24 protein-coding genes are annotated in these 25,587 nt (G+C 36.9%); 23 read left to right on the top strand and 1 reads right to left on the bottom strand.

What is annotated here, in order from left to right; genetic code table 11:
- Positions 1 to 108 precede the first annotated feature (108 nt).
- From mnmE to ACQKIH_RS10980, 7 genes are all read left to right on the top strand, one after another.
- Positions 109 to 1,494: a tRNA uridine-5-carboxymethylaminomethyl(34) synthesis GTPase MnmE gene (gene mnmE / locus ACQKIH_RS11010; RefSeq protein WP_427765899.1), complete on the top strand. Its 1,386-nt coding sequence runs from the start codon at positions 109 to 111 to the stop codon at positions 1,492 to 1,494.
- Between the two features lie 31 nt (positions 1,495 to 1,525).
- Complete coding sequence (gene mnmG, locus ACQKIH_RS11005; RefSeq protein WP_427765896.1) at positions 1,526 to 3,421, top strand: tRNA uridine-5-carboxymethylaminomethyl(34) synthesis enzyme MnmG; 1,896 nt, start codon at positions 1,526 to 1,528, stop codon at positions 3,419 to 3,421.
- A gap of 104 nt (positions 3,422 to 3,525) precedes the next feature.
- Positions 3,526 to 4,242, top strand: coding sequence for a 16S rRNA (guanine(527)-N(7))-methyltransferase RsmG (rsmG, locus tag ACQKIH_RS11000; RefSeq protein WP_057986527.1), 717 nt, complete (start codon positions 3,526 to 3,528; stop codon positions 4,240 to 4,242).
- A gap of 213 nt (positions 4,243 to 4,455) precedes the next feature.
- A complete protein-coding gene (noc, locus tag ACQKIH_RS10995; protein WP_057986525.1) occupies positions 4,456 to 5,349 on the top strand; it encodes a nucleoid occlusion protein in 894 nt (297 codons plus the stop codon).
- Positions 5,350 to 5,582: 233 nt separating this feature from the next.
- Positions 5,583 to 6,344 carry a ParA family protein gene (locus tag ACQKIH_RS10990; RefSeq protein WP_427765893.1) on the top strand — a complete coding sequence of 254 codons (762 nt, stop codon included), beginning with the start codon at positions 5,583 to 5,585 and terminating at the stop codon, positions 6,342 to 6,344.
- Positions 6,337 to 7,182: a ParB/RepB/Spo0J family partition protein gene (locus tag ACQKIH_RS10985; RefSeq protein ID WP_057986521.1), complete on the top strand. Its 846-nt coding sequence runs from the start codon at positions 6,337 to 6,339 to the stop codon at positions 7,180 to 7,182. The genes ACQKIH_RS10990 and ACQKIH_RS10985 overlap by 8 nt, the downstream gene beginning before the upstream one ends.
- 179 nt (positions 7,183 to 7,361) lie before the next feature.
- A complete protein-coding gene (locus ACQKIH_RS10980; protein WP_427765890.1) occupies positions 7,362 to 8,069 on the top strand; it encodes a DUF554 domain-containing protein in 708 nt (235 codons plus the stop codon).
- On the opposite strand, the gene yyaC is transcribed toward ACQKIH_RS10980, so the two are convergent.
- Complete coding sequence (gene yyaC, locus ACQKIH_RS10975) at positions 7,986 to 8,618, bottom strand: spore protease YyaC (RefSeq protein WP_057986518.1); 633 nt, start codon at positions 8,616 to 8,618, stop codon at positions 7,986 to 7,988. The two genes, ACQKIH_RS10980 and yyaC, sit on opposite strands and share 84 nt — an antisense overlap.
- Before the next feature lie 113 nt (positions 8,619 to 8,731).
- Here yyaC and ACQKIH_RS10970 point away from each other — a divergent pair, with 113 nt between their 5' ends.
- The 16 genes from ACQKIH_RS10970 to ACQKIH_RS10895 all read left to right on the top strand — a co-directional run bounded on the left by ACQKIH_RS10970 (position 8,732) and on the right by ACQKIH_RS10895 (position 25,578).
- Positions 8,732 to 9,622: a mechanosensitive ion channel family protein gene (locus ACQKIH_RS10970; protein WP_427765887.1), complete on the top strand. Its 891-nt coding sequence runs from the start codon at positions 8,732 to 8,734 to the stop codon at positions 9,620 to 9,622.
- A gap of 3 nt (positions 9,623 to 9,625) precedes the next feature.
- Positions 9,626 to 9,826, top strand: a complete 201-nt coding sequence (locus ACQKIH_RS10965; protein WP_057986514.1) for a DUF951 domain-containing protein — start codon at positions 9,626 to 9,628, stop codon at positions 9,824 to 9,826.
- Positions 9,827 to 9,922: 96 nt separating this feature from the next.
- Positions 9,923 to 11,023: a redox-regulated ATPase YchF gene (gene ychF / locus ACQKIH_RS10960; protein ID WP_057986505.1), complete on the top strand. Its 1,101-nt coding sequence runs from the start codon at positions 9,923 to 9,925 to the stop codon at positions 11,021 to 11,023.
- A gap of 118 nt (positions 11,024 to 11,141) precedes the next feature.
- The gene (locus ACQKIH_RS10955; protein ID WP_427765883.1) at positions 11,142 to 12,146 is read left to right on the top strand and encodes an acyl-CoA dehydrogenase family protein; all 1,005 of its coding nucleotides are present in this window, start codon (positions 11,142 to 11,144) and stop codon (positions 12,144 to 12,146) included.
- Positions 12,147 to 12,315: 169 nt separating this feature from the next.
- Positions 12,316 to 12,606 (top strand): 30S ribosomal protein S6, encoded by a 291-nt coding sequence (rpsF, locus tag ACQKIH_RS10950; RefSeq protein ID WP_057986499.1) that lies wholly within the window; start codon positions 12,316 to 12,318, stop codon positions 12,604 to 12,606.
- A 36-nt stretch (positions 12,607 to 12,642) separates the two neighbouring features.
- Complete coding sequence (gene ssb / locus ACQKIH_RS10945) at positions 12,643 to 13,221, top strand: single-stranded DNA-binding protein (RefSeq protein ID WP_057986497.1); 579 nt, start codon at positions 12,643 to 12,645, stop codon at positions 13,219 to 13,221.
- A gap of 46 nt (positions 13,222 to 13,267) precedes the next feature.
- Complete coding sequence (rpsR, locus tag ACQKIH_RS10940) at positions 13,268 to 13,504, top strand: 30S ribosomal protein S18 (protein ID WP_008408354.1); 237 nt, start codon at positions 13,268 to 13,270, stop codon at positions 13,502 to 13,504.
- Between the two features lie 238 nt (positions 13,505 to 13,742).
- Positions 13,743 to 14,684 carry a YybS family protein gene (locus ACQKIH_RS10935; RefSeq protein ID WP_427765879.1) on the top strand — a complete coding sequence of 314 codons (942 nt, stop codon included), beginning with the start codon at positions 13,743 to 13,745 and terminating at the stop codon, positions 14,682 to 14,684.
- A gap of 13 nt (positions 14,685 to 14,697) precedes the next feature.
- Complete coding sequence (locus ACQKIH_RS10930) at positions 14,698 to 16,671, top strand: DHH family phosphoesterase (RefSeq protein WP_427765876.1); 1,974 nt, start codon at positions 14,698 to 14,700, stop codon at positions 16,669 to 16,671.
- Positions 16,668 to 17,114: a 50S ribosomal protein L9 gene (gene rplI / locus ACQKIH_RS10925; RefSeq protein ID WP_057986491.1), complete on the top strand. Its 447-nt coding sequence runs from the start codon at positions 16,668 to 16,670 to the stop codon at positions 17,112 to 17,114. Before ACQKIH_RS10930 ends, rplI begins: the two co-directional genes overlap by 4 nt.
- 12 nt (positions 17,115 to 17,126) lie before the next feature.
- The gene (dnaB, locus tag ACQKIH_RS10920; protein ID WP_057986489.1) at positions 17,127 to 18,479 is read left to right on the top strand and encodes a replicative DNA helicase; all 1,353 of its coding nucleotides are present in this window, start codon (positions 17,127 to 17,129) and stop codon (positions 18,477 to 18,479) included.
- A 508-nt stretch (positions 18,480 to 18,987) separates the two neighbouring features.
- Positions 18,988 to 20,457, top strand: coding sequence for a peptidoglycan DD-metalloendopeptidase family protein (locus ACQKIH_RS10915; RefSeq protein ID WP_427765872.1), 1,470 nt, complete (start codon positions 18,988 to 18,990; stop codon positions 20,455 to 20,457).
- Positions 20,458 to 20,857: 400 nt separating this feature from the next.
- On the top strand, positions 20,858 to 21,568 hold the full coding sequence (gene yycF / locus ACQKIH_RS10910; protein WP_427765870.1) for a response regulator YycF: 711 nt from the start codon (positions 20,858 to 20,860) through the stop codon (positions 21,566 to 21,568).
- Between the two features lie 8 nt (positions 21,569 to 21,576).
- Positions 21,577 to 23,436 carry a cell wall metabolism sensor histidine kinase WalK gene (walK, locus tag ACQKIH_RS10905; RefSeq protein WP_427765868.1) on the top strand — a complete coding sequence of 620 codons (1,860 nt, stop codon included), beginning with the start codon at positions 21,577 to 21,579 and terminating at the stop codon, positions 23,434 to 23,436.
- Positions 23,433 to 24,761, top strand: a complete 1,329-nt coding sequence (locus ACQKIH_RS10900) for a YycH family regulatory protein (RefSeq protein ID WP_427765866.1) — start codon at positions 23,433 to 23,435, stop codon at positions 24,759 to 24,761. The genes walK and ACQKIH_RS10900 overlap by 4 nt, the downstream gene beginning before the upstream one ends.
- A complete protein-coding gene (locus ACQKIH_RS10895; protein WP_057986479.1) occupies positions 24,748 to 25,578 on the top strand; it encodes a two-component system regulatory protein YycI in 831 nt (276 codons plus the stop codon). The genes ACQKIH_RS10900 and ACQKIH_RS10895 overlap by 14 nt, the downstream gene beginning before the upstream one ends.
- The last annotated feature ends 9 nt before the right edge of the window (positions 25,579 to 25,587 follow it).

Here is a 25,587-nt window from a genome sequence, read left to right as displayed (position 1 = left end):
CGACATTACTTTAGATTTTACTTAAAATATGTTAGTCTAAATTGTTAGATAGTACAGTTCGGTAGCAACTTATCCACATGTGGATAAGGCTAAATTAGGAGGATACAAATGGAATTCGATACAATTGCTGCGATATCCACACCAATGGGAGAAGGAGCTATTGCGATTGTCCGTTTAAGTGGCGATGAAGCAGTAGAAATTGCAGATAAACTATTTAAATCACCAAACGGGAAACATTTAACAGAAGTACCGTCACATACGATTCACTATGGGCATTTGATTGACCCAAAAACAGGCGAAGTAGTAGAAGAGGTCATGCTATCATTAATGCGCGGTCCAAAAACGTTTACGCGTGAGGATGTTGTTGAAATTAATTGTCACGGAGGCATTGTGTCAGTTAATCGTGTATTACAATTAGTATTGCGTTCTGGTGCTCGATTAGCAGAGCCAGGAGAGTTCACAAAACGTGCCTTTTTAAATGGGCGAATTGACTTGTCACAAGCAGAAGCTGTAATGGACTTAATTCGTGCAAAGACAGATCGTGCAATGAATGTAGCACTCGGTCAAATGGATGGAAAATTATCAAGATTGATTGCCTCTTTACGCCAAGCATTACTTGAGACATTGGCACAAGTAGAGGTTAATATAGATTATCCAGAGTATGATGATGTAGAAGAAATGACGATTCCCGTATTGTTAGAGAAATGTAGCTGGGTACGTGAAGAAATTATTCAATTACTACAAACGTCATCTCAGGGGAAAATTTTACGTGAAGGATTGTCTACCGTTATTTTGGGACGACCAAATGTAGGGAAATCCTCACTTTTAAATAGTTTAGTACAGGAAAATAAAGCGATTGTAACAGAAATTGCAGGGACAACGCGTGATATTATAGAAGAATACGTTAATGTGCGTGGTGTACCATTACGTTTAGTAGATACAGCAGGAATTCGTGAAACTGAGGACATTGTAGAACGTATTGGCGTGGAGCGTTCGCGTGAAGCGTTAAAGGGAGCAGATTTAATTTTACTTGTTCTTAATTATGGGGAAGAATTATCAATTGAAGATGAGCGTTTATTCGAAACAATTCAAGCGATGGATTTCATTGTCGTGGTGAATAAAACGGATATAGAGCGTAAAATAGATTTAAACCGTGTACATGAATTGGCAGGTAAGCATCGTGTTGTAACGACTTCATTATTAAAAGAAGAAGGTATAATCGAGCTTGAAGAAGCGATTGCTGCTTTATTCTTTGAAGGTCAAATTGAAGCGAATGATTTAACATATGTTTCAAATGCGCGTCATATTGCATTACTTCATCAAGCGCAAGATACCATTGAGGAAGCATTAATGGCAGCGGAATCAGGTGTACCAGTAGATATGATTCAAATAGATGTAACACGTACTTGGGAAATTCTTGGCGAGATTATTGGAGATACAGTGCAAGAAAGCTTAATTAATCAGCTATTCTCGCAATTTTGTTTAGGGAAATAAATTTAACTTTAGTGAAGAAAGGAAGAACAGCATGCCAACAAATTATGAGGCAGGCACATTTGATGTGATAGTTGTCGGAGCAGGACATGCCGGCGTCGAAGCAGCTTATGCAGCAGCAAGAATGGGTGCAAAAACACTCATGTTAACAATAAATTTAGATATGATTGCATTTATGCCATGTAATCCATCAGTAGGTGGACCAGCAAAAGGGATCGTTGTACGTGAAATTGACGCATTAGGCGGATTGATGGGAAAAGTTATTGATAAAACCCATATCCAAATGCGTATGTTAAACACAGGTAAAGGGCCTGCTGTACGTGCATTACGTGCACAAGCAGATAAATTCCAATACCAGCATGAAATGAAGCGCGTTTTAGAAGAAGAGCCAAACTTACAAATTCATCAAGCAATGGTCGATGAATTAATTATTGAAGAGGGCGAAATAAAAGGGATTATCACACAAATTGGTGCTATTTACCGAGCAGCGGCTGTTATTATTACATCAGGTACGTTTTTACGTGGTGAAATTATTATTGGTAATTTGAAATATTCGTCGGGTCCAAATAACCAGCAGCCATCCATTAAGCTAGCAGATAATTTAAAAGAACTTGGCTTGGATTTAATTCGCTTTAAAACGGGTACGCCCCCACGTGTGAATAACCGTACAATTGATTATTCAAAAACGGAAATTCAACCGGGTGATGATGTGCCACGAGCATTCAGTTATGAAACAACAGAATATATTATGGATCAGCTCCCATGCTGGTTAACGTATACAAGTGAACAAACACATAAAGTTATTGAAGATAATTTGCATTTATCCCCGATGTTTTCTGGGATGATTAAAGGGACAGGCCCACGTTACTGCCCATCTATTGAGGATAAAGTAACGCGCTTTAGCGATAAACCGCGCCACCAAATTTTCTTAGAGCCAGAAGGACGTAATACGCGTGAAGTTTATGTACAAGGTCTTTCAACAAGCTTGCCAGAACATGTGCAAAAGCAATTAATTGCCAGTGTTCCAGGCTTAGAAAATGCAGAAATGATGCGTGCGGGTTATGCAATTGAGTATGATTCAGTCGTGCCAACGCAATTATGGCCAACACTAGAAACGAAGAAAATTAGTGGTTTATACACGGCTGGTCAAATTAATGGAACATCTGGGTATGAAGAGGCAGCGGGTCAAGGGTTATTGGCAGGAATGAACGCAGCAGCAAAAATATTAGGTCGCGAAGAAATCATTTTAAGCCGTTCAGATGCTTATATGGGTGTACTAATTGATGACTTAGTAACAAAGGGAACAAATGAACCGTATCGTTTATTAACATCACGTGCAGAATATCGTTTACTTTTACGTCATGATAATGCGGATTTACGTTTAACAGAAACAGGCTATAAAGCAGGTTTAATTTCAGAAGAACGTCACGCAAAATTCCAACTGAAAAAGCAACGAATCGAAGAGGAACTGGCACGCCTTCGTGATGTAATCATTAAGCCAAATGAAACGACACAAGCCGTTATTCGTTCTGTTGGTGGAGCCGAATTAAAAGATGGTATACGTGGAGCCGATTTATTAAAACGTACGGAAATGCATTATGAGCATATTGCGTCTTTAATACCGTCAGATGTAGTGCTATCTGAAGATGAACAAGAGCAAATCGAGATTCAGTTAAAGTATGAAGGCTATATTCAAAAAGCGATGCAACAAGTAGAGAAAATGAAAAAATTAGAGAATAAAAAAATCCCTGAAAATATTGATTATGATGCCATTTCAGGAATTGCAACAGAGGCGCGGATGAAGTTAAAAGATGTACGTCCATTATCCATTGCGCAGGCTTCTCGTATTGCAGGTGTAAATCCGGCAGATATTTCGATTTTACTTGTGTATATTGAGCAAGGGAAAATTGCCCGTATCAATATGAACTAATTATAAGAGCGCCCTTTAAGAGCAATATTCATTTGCTAAAAAGAGACGTAGTGGAAAGCTTGCTACGTCTCCTAAAGGCGCCTTTTCATAAAGGAGAATAGGCCATGAACGAGCAACAATTTATTGAGGCATTAAGAAGTAAAGGCATTGAATTAACGGAACAGCAAATCGCACAATTTAAAACATATTTCGAACTACTTGTTGAGTGGAATGAAAAAATGAATTTAACAGCGATTACAGACTTAGAAGGTGTTTACTTAAAGCATTTTTACGATTCAATTAGTGCATCTTTCTATTTTGACTTTACAAAAGTAACAACGGTATGTGACGTTGGAGCAGGTGCAGGCTTCCCAAGTATTCCGATTAAAATTTGTTTCCCTCATTTAGAAATTACCATTGTTGATTCATTAAATAAGCGCATTACATTTTTAAACCATCTAACAGATCAATTACAATTACAAAACATGACGTTTGTGCATGCTCGTGCAGAGGAATTCGGTCAAAATAGTCAATATCGTGAGCAATTTGATGTTGTGACAGCACGCGCGGTGGCACGTCTATCTGTTTTATCTGAGCTATGTATTCCACTAGCAAAAGAGGGCGGCTATTTTGTTGCATTAAAAGCAGCAGCGGGCGCAGAGGAAATGAAAGATGCGGCAAAGGCAATTACTACTTTAGGTGCGAAAGCAAAAGAAGAGTTTGCTTTCCTTTTACCAGTTGAAGAAAGTGAGCGTTCTCTTTATATTTTTGATAAAGTAAAGACAACACCTAAAAAATATCCACGTAAACCAGGTGTACCAAATAAAAGTCCTATCAAATAAAGAGGAATCTTAGTAAATTAGGAGATTTCTAATCTGTTGACGGTTAACACCCATCACATAAATTATGAAATGTTTTCGTCTTTTGATGCATACATATTGATAATTATGTGGATATTGTAAAATTACCGTTCATTGTACACTGTACTTTTGCGAGCGAATCATAAATAATATTGAATATGAGCTAGATAGTTACTTAAAGGTGGTGCCACACGGATGAAGAGTACTTTTTCACGTTTTTTCGGAGGCGGAGTGAAGCAGGAACTAGAGCCAGAAGTAAAAAGTGAAGTAGAAGAAATAGAAAATGTATCTATGGCTTCAGAAGAAGTAGTTAAAATTCCAATAGAAAATATCATTCCAAACCGTTATCAACCTCGTACCGTTTTTGATGATGAGCGGATTGAAGAGTTAGCAAGAACCATACACACACATGGCGTAATTCAACCAATTGTAATTCGTCCAATAAGTGATCAACCAGGAAACTATGAGATTATCGCAGGTGAACGCCGTTTCCGCGCGATGAAATCTTTGCAATGGACAGATGTACCTGCCATTGTACGTGATTTAAATGATAGAGAGACCGCTTCTATTGCACTTATTGAAAATCTCCAACGTGAGGAATTAACTGCAATTGAAGAAGCGCTGGCCTATCAGCAATTGTTAGAGCTGCATTCACTTACACAAGAGGCACTTGCACAGCGTTTAGGCAAAGGACAATCTACGGTAGCAAATAAACTGCGCTTGTTAAAGCTTCCGCAATTTGTCCAAGAGGCGATTTTAAACCGCCAAATTTCAGAACGACATGCGCGAGCACTAATTGCTATTAAAGATGAACAACTACAATTACAACTAATAGCTGCAACGAAGGAATTTGACTGGAATGTAAGGCAGTTAGAGGACCAAATCCAAAAGCTATTGCACCCAGAAGAGCCAGAAGTAAAAAAACAGAAGCCAAAGCGAAAAGCAATTAGTAAAGATGTTCGAATTGCTTTAAATACGATTAAACAATCTTTGTCTATGGTAAGTAAAAGTGGTATTAATGTAAAAACAGAAGAAGAAGATACAGAGGATTACTATCAAATCACTGTTAAAATACCAAAAAAGAAATAAACAAAAATCTCCTATTGTAAAATATAGGGGATTTTTTAGGATTTAATCTAATTATTTATATAAATTGGATTAAATTACAAAATAAATGAATTTCATGCAACGTTTTAGATGATTTTTTGTTAGAATTGAAGTAGATTAGAATTAATTTCAGAAAATACAAAAAAATAACAAAGAATTTTAAGATCTTGATTAATGATTCAACCTAAAACGAAGTGATGAAAGCAGGTGCGCATTTGGGACGTATAATTGCAATTGCCAATCAAAAGGGTGGCGTTGGTAAAACGACGACATCTGTAAATTTAAGTGCATGTTTAGCTTTTTTAGGAAAGAAAGTATTATTAATTGATATCGACCCCCAAGGCAATGCCTCTAGTGGACTTGGAGTTAGAAAAGGTGACTTAGAAAGTTGTGTTTACGATGTTTTGATTAATGATGAGGACATCAAGGAAGTAATTCAACAAACAAAGATTGATAATTTATATGTTGTACCTGCAACAATTTCGTTAGCTGGTGCTGAAATTGAGTTGGTGTCGACCATTTCACGTGAAGTTCGCTTAAAGAAGGCGTTACAAGAAGTGAAGGAGCGCTTTGATTTTATCATAATTGATTGTCCACCATCATTAGGGTTATTGACGATTAATGCTTTGACAGCTGCGGATGCGCTAATTATCCCTGTGCAATGTGAATATTATGCGCTTGAAGGATTAAGTCAGTTATTATCAACAGTCCGCCTTGTACAAAAGCATTTAAATAAAAGTTTAATGATTGATGGTGTGCTTTTAACAATGCTAGATGCCCGTACAAATTTAGGCATCCAAGTAATTGATGAAGTAAAACGTTATTTTCAAGACAAGGTATATCATTCGATTATTCCGCGTAATGTTCGATTAAGTGAGGCACCGAGTCATGGAAAACCAATTATTATTTACGATGCAAAATCGCGCGGAGCAGAATTATATTTAGAGTTTGCAAGGGAAGTGATTAAAAATGGTTAAAGGTTTGGGAAAAGGAATTGAAGCACTATTCCATGAAGAGGCTGTACATATGGAAGATCAAGTACAACAGATTTCTTTGACAAAAATTTTAGAAAACCCTTTCCAACCAAGAAAAATATTTGATGAAACAGCTATTACCGAGCTATCTGCATCGATTATTGAACATGGAATTATTCAACCAATTATTGTTCGGAAAAAGGGCAAAAAATACGAAATCGTTGTTGGCGAACGCCGTTTCAGAGCTTCTAAGCAAGCTGGCTTGATGGAAATCCCAGCTATTGTGAAGGATTTTGATGAGCAGCAAATGATGGAAGTGGCAATTTTAGAAAACTTACAACGAGAAGATTTAACACCAATTGAAGAGGCAGATGCTTATAATAGTTTAATTAATCAGCTGAATTTTACACAGGAGGATTTGGCAAAACGATTAGGAAAAAGTCGACCTCATATTGCTAACTTGATTCGCTTATTACAACTACCTGACGAAATACGTGAACTTGTAAATAACGGTGAACTTTCAATGGGACATGGCCGCGCGTTACTAGGATTAAAAAATAAGCGCCGTATACCTGAAATTGCACAGAAGGTTATAAAAGATCAATTAAATGTTCGCCAACTTGAAAAGTTAATCCAATTATTAAATGAGGACGTTCCACGTGAAACAGAGAAAGTAAAAAAGGATGTTCATGTCCAAGCTACTGAATCGCAGCTAAGGGACTACTTTGGAACACAAGTACAAATTAAAAAGGTGAAAGATAAAGGTAAGATTGAAATTGAATTTTATTCAGATGATGACTTACATCGAATCCTAGAAATTTTAAAGTTAGAAGAGCAATAAAGAACTCATTCTATAAGTCAAAAATGGCATTTTGATACAAAATCAAAATGCCATTTTTGTACTCCAAATAAAAAGATGGAATTCCATCTGCATTTTAAAACGTTAGAGTGTTAATATTAGTAATATTGAATAAATTCTATTGCGAATTATAAATATGCTACATAGAAAGAGGAAAAGTCATGATGTTACTAGGATCATTATTGAATGCTTTATTTATTATTATTGGTGCATTACTTGGGCGCTTGTTTAAAAATATACCTGAATCAATGAAGCAAACGGTCATGTCGATTATCGGCCTTGCAGTGGCAGTGCTAGGTATTCAGATGGGGCTTGAAAGTGGTAATTTTATAATAGTCATTATTAGTTTAGTATTGGGTACAATGATTGGTGAATGGTTAAACTTCGATAAACAGTTTAATCGCCTTGGCCAAAAGGTTGAATTGCTTTTTGGAAAAAAGGCAGCACAAGGTTCCATTGCAGAGGGATTTGTAACGGCAACTTTGATTTTCGTCATTGGTTCTATGGCCATTATCGGTGCGTTAGATAGTGGTTTGCGAAATGACCATAGTGTTTTAATAACAAAAGGAATTATTGATGGATTTACATCGATTATTTTAGCATCGACATTAGGAATTGGTGTGTTGCTTGCTGCTGTTCCTGTTTTTGTTTATCAGGGGGCAATTACCTTGTTTGCTGGTGTTATTAGTAAATATATTCCTCAGGAAGCGCTTGATTTATTTATTAAAGAAATGACAGCAACGGGTGGGATTATGATTTTAGCCATCGGTTTGAATATTGCAGGTTTAACGAAAATCCGCGTAGCCAATTTGCTTCCGAGTATTGGTATAGTTGCGATTTTGGTTACCGTTACTTTTATCCTTCAGTAAATGACGTTGCCAAGCAAGCATGAGCGCTCGAACAACTTTATCGCCCATTGAATACGTTAAATGTAGCCTTGTGTTTTGTAACACGGTTGCCTCCATAAAGCCTCCAACATTAACAATTCCCTTCACTGAAATATTTCCGATTGGAGGTAATTGTTTTTTTACAGCCTTTCCAGGATAAAGAGGTCCTTGATGAAGTAATATAGAACCAATGGCATCTGATTCACCTAGACAAGCGTCAATTGCAATAATAAATGGATTTTGAAACTCAATGTGCAACTGTTCATGTTTTTCTATTAAATTTAAAGCATGTAACGGTTGTTCTAATGTGCCAACAATGCGAAATGGAAATGAAAAAGCACTATTTAATTGACTACCAATAATCGGACCAAGTGCATCACCGGTAGAGCGGTCCGTGCCAATGCAGCAAAAGACGAGCGCTTCATGATCAAATGGGATAAGCTTTAAGAAGGCGTCACTTAGGTCCCAAACGGCACTTGTTTGTTCATAATGAATGGAATAATTTTGTGGAATACAATCATAGTTTTTCATAATGCATAAACTCACTTTCCTATTTTAGTGGGTGACCTTAGAAATCTCATAAGATACGATATATTTATGCAGTATATTCAATTTGAAAGACTGTTATACAAGAGGTGGTAAATTTGGAAAAATACTTATTTCTAACAACGACGGATTTAAAGGGAATAGCGCGTCACACATCGAAACTTTGGAATTATATAACGAGACAACAATTTTGGGATATAGTTATTACAGCATCGTTTAAAATATTGATGATTCTCATTTTTTCTTATTTGGCTGTTGTTATTGGAAAGAAAGTTATTGCACGCGCTTTTATAATCCGTATACACAATAATGAACGCCGTCAAATTACAATTGTAAAGTTATTGCAAAGTGTACTCAGTTATTTAGTCTATTTTTCAGCAATTATGGGGATTTTATCGGTAATTAGTATAGATGTTGTCGGATTATTAGCAGGAGCCGGGATTGCGTCTGTTGCCATTGCATTTGGTGCGCAAAGCTTAGTGAAAGATGTCATAACGGGATTCTTTATTATTTTGGAAGAACAGTTCAGTGTAGGGGATTATGTAAGAATTAACGTCGCTGAAGGAACTGTAATGGAAATTGGTCTTCGTACAACGAAAATAAAAGGGATTACGGGAGAACAATTTATTATTCCAAATGGTACGATCAATGATGTAACGAACTTCTCAATTAATAATTCAAAGGCAATGATCGATATGCAAGTTGCATTAGAGGCGGATATTGAAAAAGTTCAGAAAGTAATTCAAACGTATTTAGATACTTTGCCACAACAATATGAAGAGCTTGTAAGTACCCCATTATTTATTGGAGTGACAAATACAACAAGTACAGAGGCGACAATCCGCATTTCATTAGAAACATTGCCGTTACAGCAATATGCAATTTCACGCATTGTTCGTAAAGATGTAATTGATATTTTAACGAAAAATGGCATTCCACTTGCGGTGCCGAAAATGATGTTTTATGAAAAAGGTCAAGGGGGAGAATAAGTAATGGAAGCAAAGCAATATCTATTAAATGACGTTGTTGAAATGAAAAAACAACATCCTTGTGGTACAAATGAATGGAAGATTATACGATTAGGTGCGGATATTCGCATTAAATGTGAAGGCTGCGGGCATAGTGTCATGATTCCACGTCGAGAATTTGACAAGAAATTAAAAAAGGTACTTCGTTCAGCGAGTGCCCAATAAATTGTAAAATAGACTTTTGTACGAGGAATCAATATAATAGACAAGGTTATCGAAAATAGAAATATACGGACTAAACATAGAAAGGTTGTGTCATTTATGGCATTAACAGCTGGTATAGTTGGTTTACCCAATGTAGGGAAATCAACATTATTCAATGCAATTACAAAGGCGGGGGCACTTGCTGCCAACTACCCATTCGCAACAATCGATCCAAACGTTGGAGTAGTAGAAGTTCCAGATTATCGTTTACAAAAGTTAACGGAACTTGTTACACCGAAGAAAACAGTTCCAACTTCTTTTGAGTTTACAGATATCGCTGGTATCGTAAAAGGAGCTTCACAAGGGGAAGGCTTAGGTAATAAGTTTTTATCACATATTCGTGATGTAGATGCGATTTGCCAAGTTGTTCGTTGTTTTGAAGATGAAAATATTACGCACGTATCAGGAACGGTTAATCCAATCGATGATATTGAAGTAATCAACTTAGAGTTAATATTGGCTGACTTAGAATCAGTAGACAAACGCCTACAAAAGGTTTCAAAAATGGCGAAACAAAAAGATAAAGAGGCGCTTATTGAAGAGCCAATTTTAGCAAAAATTAAAGAAACTTTAGAAAATGAACAACCTGCACGTGCAGTTGAACTTTCTGAAGACGAATTTAAAGTAATTAAAGGCCTACATTTATTAACGATCAAACCAATGCTTTATGTAGCAAACGTATCAGAAGATGAAGTGGCTGATGCGGATAACAATAAGTATGTTCAAATGGTACGTGACTTTGCAGCAAAAGAAGGTGCTCACGTCATTACAATTTGTGCAAAAGTAGAAGAAGAGATTTCTGAGTTAGAAGATGAAGAAAAAGAGATGTTCTTAGAAGAGTTAGGCATTAAAGAATCAGGATTAGATCAATTAATCCGTTCATCTTATGATTTACTTGGCTTAGCAACATACTTCACTGCGGGTGTACAAGAAGTGCGTGCGTGGACGTTCCGTAAAGGTATGAAAGCACCACAATGTGCGGGCGTAATCCATTCTGACTTTGAGCGCGGCTTCATCCGAGCAGAAACAGTTGCTTTTACTGATTTAGTAGAGGCTGGTTCACAAGCGGTAGCAAAAGAATCAGGTAAAGTTCGTTCAGAAGGTAAAGAGTACGTTGTCCAAGATGGCGATGTTCTATTATTCCGTTTCAACGTGTAAGAAAAAGAAAGAGTTGTCCAAAAGTAAATTTTGGGGGCAACTCTTTTTTTGTAGAGAAGAAGGGGTAATATTTTAAGTGAATTTATGAAAGAAAGGAAGAAAGAACAAGATGCTAAATATGGCGATAAAAATAGATGAATTAGAAAATACTAAAACATTATCAAAAGAAATTTTAACTGCCCTTTATGAACAAAAGTTATTAAAGATTTTTGTACCGGATACATTAGGTGGGCTTGGGAAAAACTTATTGGATGGTATAAAAATTTTCCGTCAGATGGGTCAATTAGATGGCAATATTGGGTGGGCTGTAACGATTGGTTCTGGAGGAAATATGTTTCTTCCATTGTTTCAACAAGCTGTAGGTGAAATGTATTTTAAACCTGAAGCTGCAGTTATTTCAGGAAGTGGCAAGCCAACTGGTACAGCACGTAAAGTAGAGGGTGGCTATATCATTTCAGGGAGATGGCATTATTGCAGTGGCGCGGACTACGCAACTACTTTTACAATGAATACAATCAATGAAGAAAACGGAGAAATGATTACATGCAGTGTTAATCATGCGAATGTAACAATTGTACAAGATTGGCAAGCAATCGGGTTAAAAGCAACTGCTAGCCATACGATTCAACTTGAAAATGTATTTGTTCAGGATTCTGAAACATTCCAATTTGACCAAATTCAAAATAACTATAACTTACCTGTACATAGCTTCCCATTTTTAACGTTTTCAGAAAGTTCATTCTTTTCGTTGGTTATTGGGATGGCCTATAGCGTCTTGATGAAACAGCAACAGTCGCTTAGTGGAAAATTCCCTGTGGAGCATAGCCGCTATCAACTCGTTTCGGAAAAAATCCAACAAGCGCAAACAATTATTAACGAAATTGAAGTGGCGTTTGATACACGAGTAGAAACACTATGGCAACAGCATACACAACTACAAATAGATGAGCAATTACTACAAGAATTTTCTCGATTTTGTCAAACTGCATGTAGTGAAATAACGAATGTGCTCCAATTACTGATGCGCTATTTTGGTATGGAGGCAGTTTTGGAAACAAGTGAACTTAGTTACGCATGGCGCAACTTTTGTACAGCGAGTCAGCACGCCTTTTTAACACCTTAATGTAGCCATAAAAATGATTGAAAATAAAACAATAGTAGGAGAAAGAAAGATATCACTTGAATGTCAATATGTATTGTGCTAAAATTTATTGATGTGAGTAATAGAATTTACTTACTCCTTGCTCCCTATTTTTAGGAGAGCCCAAGTCCATAAGGAGGTGCAATTACAAATGAGAAAGTACGAATTAATGTACATTATCCGTCCAAACATTGAAGAAGACGCGAAGAAAGCTTTAGTAGAGCGTTTCAACGACATCTTAACTTCAAATGGTGCTGAAATCGTTGAAGCAAAAGATTGGGGCAAACGCCGCTTAGCTTATGAAATCAACGACTTACGCGAAGGTTTCTATCAAATCTTAAAAATCAACGCTGATTCAGTTGCAATCAACGAATACACTCGTTTAGCTAACATCAGCGAAGACATTATCCGTCACATCGCTGTTCGTGAAGATGCTAAATAATTTTTAACTTAACTGCTGAAAAAGGAGGTTGAACTGATGATTAACCGTGTAGTATTAGTCGGAAGGCTAACAAAAGATCCTGAGCTTCGATATACACCTAGTGGCATTCCAATGGCACGTTTTACAATTGCTGTAAATCGTACATTTTCAAGTCAATCGGGTGAAAAAGAAGCAGACTTTATTGGTTGCATTGCTTGGAGAAAACAAGCGGAGAACTTAGCAAACTTCATGAGAAAAGGAAGTTTGATTGGTGTTGAAGGGCGTATCCAGACAGGTAGCTTTGAAGGACAAGATGGGAAACGTGTTTACACGACAGATGTTGTAGCAGATGCTGTGCAGTTCTTAGAACCACGCGGAGGAGCGAATGCATCTCAAGGTATGCCAAATCAGCAGCAATATGGTGGTCAAAATTATGGAGGCGGTCAGCCGTCTTATAATAATAGTCAACCAAATGCTCAATATGGCGGCGCGCAACCACAACAGGATTCTTATGGTTCGTATCAACAACAGCCACAGCCTCCTCAAAATCAGCAAAACTATACACGTGTAGATGAAGATCCATTTGCGAATAGCAAAGGACCGATTGAAGTATCTGAGGACGATTTACCGTTCTAAGAGTTCAAACAACTACAAATAAAAAATTTAAAGGAGGACACCACACATGGCACCACGTCGCGGAGGCCGCAAACGCCGTAAAGTTTGCTACTTCACTTCGAATAACATTACGCACATCGACTACAAAGATGTAGATCTTTTAAAGAAATTCATCTCTGAGCGCGGTAAAATTTTACCACGTCGCGTAACTGGAACTTCAGCTAAATACCAACGTAAACTTACATCTGCAATTAAAGTTTCTCGTATTATGGCTTTACTTCCATTCGTTGCAGAAGAAAAATAAGAATTGCTTTGGCGTTATAAGCGCCCAAACATTCGAAACCGGTTAACTTTCTTTTTCAAGAAAGTTAACCGGTTTTTTTGTTGTTCAAATAATAAACATTGTATGGGGAAATGAAGGAAATATAGCTGTAATAGCAAATTATTTAGCATTCCGGTAACGCATATTTGTTTGCACATCCAAAGATGGTACAATAGAGTAGTGAGAAAAGTTTTTCGAATTAGATAAAGGAAGGTTCTCCATGCAAAATAATCAATCAAAGAAGCTAGCACAAGGAGCTATGATGATTGCGCTATTTACTGTTTTAATGGCCATTATTTTTTACGTACCATTAGCGGGTTTTATTGCAATGCTCATTGCCCCCTTACCGATCATTTGGTATAGCGCAACATATGATAGAAAATCATCATTATTAGTTACATTTATAGCCGTTATCATTACGTTTTTTATTGGTGGCTTAATCATTTTACCAGCATCATTAATCTTTGCTGCTGCCGGAATGGCAATAGGTGATGCCATTTATAATAAAAAGAGTAAAGTCTTTATGTTTATTTCCACAAGTATTGTGTTATTAATCACATTTGCTATTCAATATTTGATTTCCTTACGTTTATTTGAGTTTGACTTTATTAATGATTCACTTGTAATGGTGAGGAAAAGTTATGAAGAGTCACTTAACTTAGTTGAAAAAATGACGGGGCAGACGCCGATTTCTAAAGAAGCTTTAGCAGATATGTTTAGTATGTTGGAAATGACAATTCCTGCTTCGATTACATTAGCAGTTTTTGTATTTGCATTCGTATTCATTTCAATTAATTTACCAATCGTAAAACGCTTTAAAGTAGATGTTCCAAAATTCTCGAGTTTTAGTAATTTACGATTACCGAAAGCCGTTTTATGGTATTACTTAATTACACTGACAATTAATTTATTTATTCAACCAGAGCTTGGCACATCATTATATGTAGTGATGATCAATGTATCGCTCATTTTATGGATATTGCTTACGTTACAAGGGATTTCAGTTATTCACTTTGCACTTGATACATTTGGGTTACCGAAAATGTTAAAGGTTCTTAGCACGATTGTAGCTATACCGCTGTATTCATTTGTCATCTTGCTTGGGATTATTGACTTAGGATTTAATATTCGCGAGTATATTCAGGCAAAGAAACAAAAATGAGGAGCTGATTTAAATGGGGACTATTCGTAAAAGACCAATTCGATACCCACTTATAGCACTATCCGCACTCGGTATAGTTACAGCTATCCTTATGGTAAATTGGAATTTATGGATTGGTATTACGTATATTTTAATTTTTATTGTATTCATTGTATATGCTTGGAAAGTGGAAGCAATTACGTATACAGAAATAGAAAAGCACATTGAATCACTTTCTTTCCGAATGAAAAAGGTTGGCGAAGAAGCATTTTTAGAAATGCCGATTGGGATCTTATTAATTAATGATCAATTTGCTATTGAATGGGCAAATCCATTCATGTTGCAAGTGCTCGATACAGAGACGCTAATCGGTCATGATTTATTTGCTTTATCTGAAGGTTTGTATACGTTAATCAATCAAGAGCAAAAGAGTGAAATGACGATTACGATTCGTGACCGGAAATATCGTGTGTTTTATAAGAAAGAGGAAAAGCTGCTTTATTTCTTTGATGTGACAGAGCAAGTAGAGATGGAAACACAATATTTTGCAGACCAAACCGTATTAGCTATTCTATTCATTGATAATTATGATGAACTTACATCTGGTATGGATGATCAATCACGTAGCTTAACGAATACGATGGTTACTTCTATCATTAATGAATGGTCCGCGCATTATGGCATTTATGCAAAACGTATTGCATCTGATCGATTCATTGCTGTCTTAAATGAATCAATTTTAGGCGAATTAGAGCAAAAACGCTTTTCAATTTTAGATGTTATGCGTGAAAAGACGATACAGAAAAACCTGTCATTAACATTAAGTGTTGGTATAGGTACTGGCTCAGCTTCTTTAGTGGAGCTAGGGCAACTCGCACAATCCAGTCTTGATTTAGTTTTAGGGCGTGGTGGTGACCAAGTAGCGATTAAACAGCCAAATGGGAAGTTACGTTTCTACGGAGGGAAAACAAACCCTGTTGAAAAGCGCACAAGAGTACGTGCGCGTGTCATTTCACATGCTTTACGTGATTTAATTCAAGATAGTGATCGGGTATTTGTTATGGGTCATAAACATCCGGATATGGATTCTATTGGTGCCTGTGTGGGTGTACGGAAGATGGCAGTAATGAATGAAATTGATGGCTATGTCGTCGTTAACTTTGATGAAGTACGAGGTAGTGTCGGGCGTTTGATGGATGAAATCAAAGAAAAAACGGACTTTTATGATTGTTTCATTACACCAGAAGAGGCACTATCTAAAATTACGTCGAAATCGCTCGTAGTAGTTGTTGATACTCATAAACCAAGCATGGCAGTGGATCAGCGTTTACTTAGTAAAACGGATAAAGTGGTCGTTATTGACCATCATCGTCGTGGTGAGGAATTCATTGAAAATCCGACACTTGTCTATATGGAGCCCTATGCATCTTCTACTGCAGAGCTCGTAACAGAATTATTGGAATACCAACCGCAATTAGAAAAGTTAGCAATGCTCGAAGCAACAGCATTATTATCAGGCATTATTGTCGATACGAAAAGCTTCACTTTACGAACAGGTGCTCGAACATTTGAAGCAGCCTCCTATTTACGGACACGTGGAGCAGATACGATCTTAATTCAACGCCTTTTAAAGGAAGATGTAGATACGTATGTAGCCCGTTCGAAAATTATTCAAACGGTTCAATTCCCTCATAAAGGGATTGCCATTGCAAATGGTGAAGATAATAAGACATATGATTCAGTATTAATCGCACAAACTGCAGATATTTTACTGACAATGAAGGATGTCTCAGCCTCATTTGTGATTGCACATCGCAGTGATGGCCTTATTGGAATAAGTGCCCGTTCGCTTGGAGAAGTCAATGTCCAGCTTGTTATGGAAAAGCTCGGTGGTGGCGGACATTTAACGAACGCGGCAACACAAATGGAAGCAAACTCAATTGATGAAGTGAAAACGCATTTAATTGAAGCAATTAATGAAATAGTCGAAGGGAGTAATGAACAATGAAAGTCGTATTCTTAAAAGATGTAAAAGGTAGAGGTAAAAAAGGTGAAATTAAAGATGTAGCAGAAGGGTATGCACGCAATTTTTTAATTAAAAACGGTCATGCCAAAGAAGCAAACAACCAAGCGATGAGTGAATTACAAGGTCAACAACGTTTAGAAGAGAAAAATGCAGCAGCTGAGTTACAAGCAGCAAAAGATTTAAAAGAACAATTAGAAGCGGTAACAGTAGAGATTAAAGCTAAGTCTGGAGAAGGCGGCCGTTTATTTGGTTCAGTATCAACAAAACAAGTAGCAGATGCACTACTAAAGAAACATGGCTTTAAAGTAGATAAACGTAAAATGGAATGCAATGACGGTATTCGTTCTTTAGGCTTTGCAAACATCCCAGTAAAATTACACTTAGATGTAAAGGCTACGTTAAAAGTACATGTAATTGAAGAATAAGGAGCGACAACTATGAACGAATCCATGATGGACCGCGTTCCGCCACATAATCATGAAGCCGAGCAATCGGTAATTGGCGCGATATTCCTTGAACCACAAGCACTTATCACAGCATCCGAAATCGTTATGGCAGATGATTTTTATCATATCGCACATCAAAAGATTTTCCAGACGATGCTGACGTTAAGCGACAAAGGAAAAGCGATAGACGTTGTTACGGTAACAGAAGAGCTTTCAGCAAAAAAGGAACTTGAAGATGTAGGCGGACTTAGCTATTTAACAGAGCTTGCAAGTGCAGTTCCAACAGCTGCGAACATTGCTCATTATGCAAAAATCGTTGAGGAGAAGGCATTATTACGTCGTTTGATTCGCGTTGCCACTAAAATTGCAGAAGATGGCTATACGCGTGAAGATGAGGTAGAAATCCTTTTAGCTGAAGCGGAAAAGAAAATGCTCGAAGTATCCAATCGCAAAAATGCAGGAGACTTTAAGCATGTAAAGGACGTTTTAGTTCAAACATTTGATAATATCGAGCAACTCCAATCACGTGAAGGAGATGTAACGGGGATTCCAACAGGCTTCCGTGATTTAGACAAAATGACAGCCGGTTTCCAACGTAATGATTTAATTATTGTTGCAGCTCGTCCATCGGTGGGTAAAACAGCCTTTGCACTAAATGTCGCGCAAAGCGTTGCTGTAAAGGCACGTGAAAATGTTGCGATATTTTCTCTGGAGATGGGTGCAGATCAGCTTGTTATGCGTATGCTATGTGCAGAAGGTAATATTGATGCACAACGTTTACGTACAGGAGCTCTAGAACCGGAGGATTGGCGTAAGTTAACGATGGCGATGGGGAGTCTTTCGAACTCTGGCATTTTTATTGATGATAGTCCAGGTGTACGGATGACGGATATTCGAGCGAAATGCAGACGTCTAGCGAAAGAAAATGGACTCGGCATGATTTTAATCGATTATTTACAGCTCATTTTAGGTAGCGGGAAACCTGGCGAAAATCGTCAACAGGAAGTATCCGAAATTTCACGTTCCTTAAAAGGATTAGCACGTGAGTTACAAGTTCCAGTTATTGCTCTATCACAGCTTTCTCGTGGGGTAGAGCAACGTCAAGATAAGCGACCGATGATGAGTGACCTTCGTGAATCAGGTTCGATTGAGCAAGATGCTGATATTGTCGCCTTTTTATATCGTGATGATTATTACGACAAAGAAACAGAGAGTAAAGATATTATCGAAATTATTATTGCGAAGCAGCGTAATGGTCCGACGGGTACGGTGAGCCTTGCATTCCGCAAAGAATACAATAAATTCTTAAACCTTGAATTTACACCACCACAAAGGGAAGAATAGTTATAGCTGTTGAAATAAGCGAAACATATAAATAAAATGAGAAACCATTACTCTGCCTTTAATCAAAGGTAAAGTAATGGTTTTTTGCTATGACGTTGTTAATAATCCGTAACACCTACTGGTCAATATGTGTTACTCGAATTACCAAACTAACCTAATTTTATCAATAGAGAGAATAAAATCCTTATTTTTTGAATACAAAAATGGAAAAAAGCCCATTACTATAAAATATATTTCAAAAAAATTCAAAAAATAATACAGTTTCATTACAAAAAGCACATATTTGTTCATTTGAATTAAGAAATATGATACATTAACGGAGTGTATTTTTTCTTGTTTCTCCTACTTCTATAAGTGAAGGAGGATTGTCTATATAGGCAATGCTATTCAGTGCAGATTAAAACCCTAGCTGAAACAGTGAGGGGTAGGTTAAAAACGCCGCGTCGTAATTGATTATAAAAGTAATTATATACATTAAATGAAATGATATTTTGGAAGGGGCTTTACCATGTTTTCGAAAAGAAATAAATCAGACTTCAAAACATTAAGTCTAAATCTATTGAAACGTCATAATACAAAATTTAAAGTAGCAGCGATCTTTGCACTATTAATGTCAACGGTAACGCTTAATTCAAGTTTTGCCAATGAAACAAATAAAGAAACGTTTGAGAAGATTTTCCATGTATATGTGGGGAATTTATATATTGGAGCAGTTGCAGATGAAGCAGCTGTACAGCAAATTATTGAGCAAAAGGAAAAAGATGCGAGTGATCAATTTAAGGGGTTAACTGTAGATGCGAGTTCAAATATTAAAATAATACCTGAACAAGTATTTAAAGTAGATGCAGATGAACAAGCGACATTAACAAAACTACAAGATAGTATTACAGTTCAGGCACAAGCCTATTCGATAAAAGTAGATGGCAATGATGTAGCGTTTTTAAAAGATGAAAATGATTTTGAGGCAGCAATTAACGGATTGAAGCTTAAATATGTTTCACCAACACAATTAAATGAAGTAGAAGCAAGACCAGCTACAGCCTCTTTACCCCCATTACAAGATTCTGAAACACGAATTGTTGATGTGAAATTATCATCGGAAGTAAAAGGTCAACAAGTTGCAGTAGCACCAGCTGAAATTGTTACAGTGAATGAAGCAATTCAATTATTACAAACAGGTTCAGTAGAAAAAGAATTATATACTGTTCAAGTTGGGGATGTGTTAGGTTCAATTGCAAAGGCGCATAGCTTAACGACAGCAGAATTAGTTCAATTAAACCCGTCAATTACAGTGAACTCAGTATTACAAATCGGTCAGCAACTAAATGTCACAGTGGAAAAGCCATATGTGTCAGTAAAAGCAGTTTATGAGAAGAAGCAAGTAGAAGCCGTTGATTTCACGAAAGTTGTGACAGAAGACGATACAATGTTAAAAGGTAAAAGCGTAGTAAAACAAGAGGGCGCTATCGGTAAAAAAGAAGTATCATATGTAATTTCAGAAGAGAATGGCGTTCGTACAGAGCGTGTGCAAACGAATGAAAATATGTTAGTCGAGCCAGAAGACCGTGTAGTTATAATTGGTACAAAAGTAGTCCCTTCTATTGGAACAGGTACATTTGCGTGGCCTGCAAATGGAGGACGTATTTCAAGCCAAATGGGTACTCGTTGGGGACGTTATCACTATGGAATTGATATTGCCCGCCCATCTGATTACACAATTAAAGCATCAGATAACGGTACTGTAAAAACGGCAGGTCGCCATGCAACATACGGAAACTATATTGTAATTAACCATAATAATGGATATGAAACACTATATGCACATTTGTCAAAAATTGGTGTTAAAGTCGGACAAGTTGTGGAGAAAGGTTCTTCACTTGGTGTGATGGGTTCAACAGGTCGTTCTACTGGAACACATCTACATTTCGAAGTTCATAAAAATGGTTCAGAAGTAAACCCATTATCTTATTTAAATTAACTGATGAGGAACAGTCCAGTTTGGGGGCTGTTCTTTTTCTAGTAGGATAAGGATATTTACATAAAACTAGCTATTGCCCCTCACCAATATCGAATGAAAATCCAAGTTATATTTGGATAATATTTATTCTATTATTTCCCGGAAAATATTTACCTTGATTCAGCAGAAGTTCAAACCCATGCTGAATCAAGGTAAGCCCCGGCGGATGTCACAGATTTTTTAGAGGAGTTTTTCGAGCGAACTCGAAAAAAATCTGGACGCAATTACGCCTCAGCGTAATTGATTGGAAACACCTCTATAATGCAACGAAATGAAAAGCATGTTAGAGTAAAGTAAGTGAAATAAAAAGAAACTGTGTATTATATAGAATTATAATTTAGTAGGAAATGGGGCAAGCTGTGTGAATAAAACAATATTAGTTGTAGATGATGAAAAGCCAATTGCGGATATTTTACAGTTCAATTTAATTAAAGAAGGTTATCGTGTCATTTGTGCTTATGATGGAGATGAGGCCTTACAAAAGGTGGAAGAGGAACAACCGGACTTAATGTTATTAGATATTATGCTTCCAAAACGTGATGGGATGGAAGTCTGTCGTGAAATACGTAAAAAATATGATTTTCCGATTATTATGTTAACGGCAAAAGGCTCAGAGATTGATAAAGTACTAGGATTAGAAATGGGCGCAGATGATTATGTGACAAAGCCATTTAGTACGCGTGAATTAATTGCACGTGTAAAAGCGAATATGCGCCGATTGAATGTTCCTGTCCAAGTTGAAGAAGCCCAAGAAGAAACGAATGATATTGTTGTGGGCCCTTTAACAATTCAACCAGATGCCTATTTGGTATTAAAACGAGAGGCTTCTATTGAGCTAACCCATCGTGAGTTTGAGTTATTACATTATTTAGCGAGACATATTGGTCAAGTCATGACGCGTGAGCATTTATTGCAAACGGTCTGGGGCTATGATTATTTTGGCGATGTTCGTACAGTAGATGTAACGATCCGTCGTTTGCGAGAAAAGATTGAAGATAACCCAAGCCATCCATTGTTGATTGTAACAAGACGAGGAGTGGGCTATTACTTAAGGAATCCTGAACAGGAGTAGACTACTATATGCAAAAAGTAAGCTTCTTTAAGTCTATACATGTCAAGCTGGTGCTGATCTATGTATTGCTCATTGTTATTGCCCTTCAAATTATTGGGATTTATTTTTCCAAAGAGCTTGAGGATAGTTTAAAAGGTAACTTTCAAGATTCCATTTTGCAAAGAATGGAGCTTGTTCAATATAGTATACGAGAAGAGATGCTAAAGGAAAGCAATGAAACAAACTCTACATCTACGACTACGCCTACGCCTGAATCGGGCATAGATGCTATTTTGCGTGAATTCTCAACCGATGATATTAATGAAATCCGCGTAATTGATAGGCGAAATCGTATTTTAGCAACATCAGATAGGGATAATCAATCCATGGTCGGGCAGCGTTCAAATGACGATATTGTCCGTACGGCGATGTCAGTTGAGGCGTTACAAGATAATATTGCTCTTGATAAACAAACGATGCCGATGCAGCGAGTCTGGGTTTTAGCAGCGCCTATTACCGATACAGTTGGACCAAATAGTGAAGTATTAGGTGCGATTTACATTGAATCAAATATTGAAAAAGTGTATGAACAAATGAGTGAAATTAATCGAATCTTTGCTGCGGGCATTGCTGTATCCCTTGCTATTACGATTATATTAGGAATATTAGTAGCGCGTACAATTACACGGCCAATTTCTGATATGCGTAAACAAGCACAGGCAATGTCAAAAGGGAACTTTTCTAGAAAAGTACGTGTATATGGTACCGATGAAATTGGTCAATTAGCAATTGCCTTTAACCATTTAACAAACCGTTTACAAGAGTCACAATCGACAACGGAAGCAGAACGCCGGAAGCTTGCAAGTGTACTTAGTAATATGACGGATGGTGTAATCGCGACTGACCGCAAAGGAAAGATTATTTTAATAAATGAGCCCGCGCTTAGCTTATTGCATGATACGCGTGAATCTACTTTAAATCGTCCAATTGCGTCCGTTTTAGGCTTAGATCAAGAATATAGTTTTGAAGATTTAATTCATATGAAGGAATCAGTGAGTCTCGATTTTAGTACAAGTGACGCACCATATATTTTGCGTGCAAATTTTTCAGTCATTCAAAAAGAAACGGGCTTTGTAAATGGTCTTATTACCGTACTGCATGATATCACCGAGCAGGAAAAGATTGATATGGAACGCAGGGAATTCGTAGCGAACGTATCCCATGAATTACGTACACCACTTACAACAATGCGTAGTTATTTGGAGGCACTTGCAGATGGTGCTTGGCGAGATGAAAATATTGCACCTACTTTTTTAAATGTAACGCAAACAGAAACAGAACGAATGATACGTTTGGTAAATGATTTGTTACAATTATCGAAAATGGACAGTCAAGAATATGAATTAAACTTTGAGTTTGTTGAGTTTAATAAATTCTTTACACATATTATTGATCGATTTGAAATGTCTAAATCTAAAAACGTAGAATTCCTTCGCCTCTTACCAGAGACAAGTTATTTTGTGGATGTGGATGCAGATAAGTTAACGCAAGTAATGGATAATATCATTTCGAATTCGTTGAAATATTCCCCAGATGGTGGAAATATTCGATTTGGTGTTACTGTACATGAAAATATGTTGCGCGTCATGATTTCAGATGATGGAATGGGTATACCAAAGGAAAATGTCGGGCGAATATTTGACCGTTTTTATCGAGTGGACCGTGCACGTGCGCGTTCGATGGGGGGATCCGGCCTAGGACTGGCGATTGCTAGGGAAATGATTGAAGCACATGGCGGAAGAATCTGGGCAGAAAGTGAGGAAGGGGTAGGGACAACTGTCTTCTTCACATTACCTTTTGAACTGGATGGAGCGGGGGATTGGGAATGAAATATATTGAACAAATTAAATCCTACCTACTAGCCTTTCTTGTTTTGCTCAGCATAGTTTTGACCTTAATGATTTGGAATTATAAGCCTGAGTATACGGTTATTGAGGAAGCACAAGTAGATGAAATTATGATTGGCGATACGAAGCAATTACAAGATATATTGAAACCGTATCGATTACTATATCGCCAAGAAGATCAATTTTATGGCACTGTTTCAAATGATGTGATACAGAGTGTATATGATAAATTATCAACTTGGGACGCTCACGAAGTGGATCTGATAAATAGTAACTTATCGGATGAGCAAATGAACAAAATGTTGCGTGAGAATAATCGCCTCACGCTATTCTTTAATGAAGAAGTGCCATTACAAGTATTTAGTGGCATTTTACCTTTTAATGAAAGAGAAGTACCTGATGCAAATTTTACACGATTAATTTTAGATTGGTCGGAAGTTTTATCCAACAATCAATTGCAGCTACTGTTTTTAAATACTGAAAAACGAATTTTACTTCGCTCAACGATAGATATTTCCAATTCAATGCAGTTTATGGAGGAAATCGTTGACCCAATAAAAGAGTATCAAGCTTATTTCGAGGTTGAACGTGAATCATTGCTATCATTGTATGTCGCACAAGAAGCAATGGAATCAATTCAATATACTTATTTTATGGATAAGACCTCACCAGACCTTTATAAAAACATACTTTTTGGTGACCTAGGTATCGTCAAGCGCAGTACCGATAATACAAGGGAAGAAAAATATAACGATGGGACATCTGTAATGACCGTCGATACACAAAATCATATTTTGAATTATGTGTACCCGCAAGCAGAAAGTATTGCACCCATTCCATCTGCGACCTTGTTGTCTGATAGCTTCAATTTTATAAATGACCATGGAGGATTTACAGCGGATTACCGTTTCTCTTCGATGAATGTAGGTAAACATGTGATAGAATATCAGCTATTTATACAAGGCTATCCTATTTATAGTTCAATTACGACGTCCCGTATTATTACGACATGGGGTGAGAATCGGATTTATCGCTATCGTAGACCGTATTATTCGATTGATAATGAAATTCGAAGTTTTAGAACGACAAAGCAGCTGCCATCTGGAGATGAGGTTATTGAATATCTTAAAAACATGAAAGATCAGCCGTTTGATGAAATTGATGAAATAATTGTTGGCTATTCTTTAGTACAGGATATAAAAAAGGGAATATTTTTACTTGAACCGAGCTGGTTTATTATTTCAAATAATGTATGGACACGCATTTTACCCGAGCAATTAGGGGGTGCTAACGATGGATTGGAATAGATCAAAAACGATTTTTATCGGTGTGTTTTTAATACTCAATATTTTTTTGTATACTCAATATTTAAATAGCTATAATGGTGGACAACAATTAGAAGTAATAGGAAAAACAACGGAAATTGCATCGCGTTTAAAAGAAGATAATATTACGTATGTTACCCTTCCGACAAATGTAGAAGTGACATCCTATTATTCGGGGACAATCAAAAACTTCAAACCATCTGAAGTGCCTTATTTTGCAAATCAACAAACAGAAATTGTGAATGAAAATAAACTGGTTGTAACATTGGAGAAACCCATTAGTCTGCGAGAAACTACTACGAAGGACAGCTATACGGAATTTTTGCATAGCTATGTCCATGAGGGTGCTTCATATACTTTATGGGAAGTAGATGAAGAAAAGCGACAAGCGACATTTTTCCAAAAGGTGAATGATCGTACACTGTATTATAATGTACGAGGCTATGTTCAAATTTATTGGGATGAAGAGGGCCGTGTATTTGCATATGAGCAAACACTCCTTGAAAACCATGAAAAATTCGATAATAAAAAGTCAATATTACCGCCAATCCAAGTGCTGCAAATATTATATGGGAAGAATTTATTAAAACCAGATTCTCAAGTGACCCATATGAACCTTGGCTATTCAACGCTTGTTCAAATTACGCAAGCACAAGTATTTGCACCTACATGGGAAGTGCGCGTGTTAACAGCTGAAAAGGTAGAGGAAATTCATTTCGTTAATGCGGTGGATGGCAAAATTGTTGATATTCAAAATGATTTAACAGAAATGGACGCAGTTGAGGATACAGAAGAGTAAGGAGTTTTA

Origin of the sequence: Solibacillus cecembensis, from assembly GCF_050272495.1 — a bacterium.
GTDB classification, from domain to species: Bacteria; Bacillota; Bacilli; order Bacillales_A; family Planococcaceae; genus Solibacillus; species Solibacillus cecembensis.
The sequence above is the reverse complement of the archived record's forward strand: the minus strand, read 5'-3'. Positions and strand labels throughout refer to the sequence as shown.

Bases quoted from the DNA above. Each gene is read 5' to 3' on its own strand.
- mnmE (WP_427765899.1), top strand. From the start codon at position 109: ATGGAATTCGATACAATTGCTGCGATATCCACACCAATGGGAGAAGGA.
- mnmG (WP_427765896.1), top strand. From the start codon at position 1,526: ATGCCAACAAATTATGAGGCAGGCACATTTGATGTGATAGTTGTCGGA.
- rsmG (WP_057986527.1), top strand. From the start codon at position 3,526: ATGAACGAGCAACAATTTATTGAGGCATTAAGAAGTAAAGGCATTGAA.
- noc (WP_057986525.1), top strand. From the start codon at position 4,456: ATGAAGAGTACTTTTTCACGTTTTTTCGGAGGCGGAGTGAAGCAGGAA.
- ACQKIH_RS10985 (WP_057986521.1), top strand. From the start codon at position 6,337: ATGGTTAAAGGTTTGGGAAAAGGAATTGAAGCACTATTCCATGAAGAG.
- ACQKIH_RS10980 (WP_427765890.1), top strand. From the start codon at position 7,362: ATGATGTTACTAGGATCATTATTGAATGCTTTATTTATTATTATTGGT.
- yyaC (WP_057986518.1), bottom strand. From the start codon at position 8,618: ATGAAAAACTATGATTGTATTCCACAAAATTATTCCATTCATTATGAA.
- ACQKIH_RS10965 (WP_057986514.1), top strand. From the start codon at position 9,626: ATGGAAGCAAAGCAATATCTATTAAATGACGTTGTTGAAATGAAAAAA.
- ychF (WP_057986505.1), top strand. From the start codon at position 9,923: ATGGCATTAACAGCTGGTATAGTTGGTTTACCCAATGTAGGGAAATCA.
- ACQKIH_RS10955 (WP_427765883.1), top strand. From the start codon at position 11,142: ATGGCGATAAAAATAGATGAATTAGAAAATACTAAAACATTATCAAAA.
- rpsF (WP_057986499.1), top strand. From the start codon at position 12,316: ATGAGAAAGTACGAATTAATGTACATTATCCGTCCAAACATTGAAGAA.
- ssb (WP_057986497.1), top strand. From the start codon at position 12,643: ATGATTAACCGTGTAGTATTAGTCGGAAGGCTAACAAAAGATCCTGAG.
- rpsR (WP_008408354.1), top strand. From the start codon at position 13,268: ATGGCACCACGTCGCGGAGGCCGCAAACGCCGTAAAGTTTGCTACTTC.
- ACQKIH_RS10935 (WP_427765879.1), top strand. From the start codon at position 13,743: ATGCAAAATAATCAATCAAAGAAGCTAGCACAAGGAGCTATGATGATT.
- ACQKIH_RS10930 (WP_427765876.1), top strand. From the start codon at position 14,698: ATGGGGACTATTCGTAAAAGACCAATTCGATACCCACTTATAGCACTA.
- rplI (WP_057986491.1), top strand. From the start codon at position 16,668: ATGAAAGTCGTATTCTTAAAAGATGTAAAAGGTAGAGGTAAAAAAGGT.
- dnaB (WP_057986489.1), top strand. From the start codon at position 17,127: ATGAACGAATCCATGATGGACCGCGTTCCGCCACATAATCATGAAGCC.
- ACQKIH_RS10915 (WP_427765872.1), top strand. From the start codon at position 18,988: ATGTTTTCGAAAAGAAATAAATCAGACTTCAAAACATTAAGTCTAAAT.
- walK (WP_427765868.1), top strand. From the start codon at position 21,577: ATGCAAAAAGTAAGCTTCTTTAAGTCTATACATGTCAAGCTGGTGCTG.
- ACQKIH_RS10900 (WP_427765866.1), top strand. From the start codon at position 23,433: ATGAAATATATTGAACAAATTAAATCCTACCTACTAGCCTTTCTTGTT.
- ACQKIH_RS10895 (WP_057986479.1), top strand. From the start codon at position 24,748: ATGGATTGGAATAGATCAAAAACGATTTTTATCGGTGTGTTTTTAATA.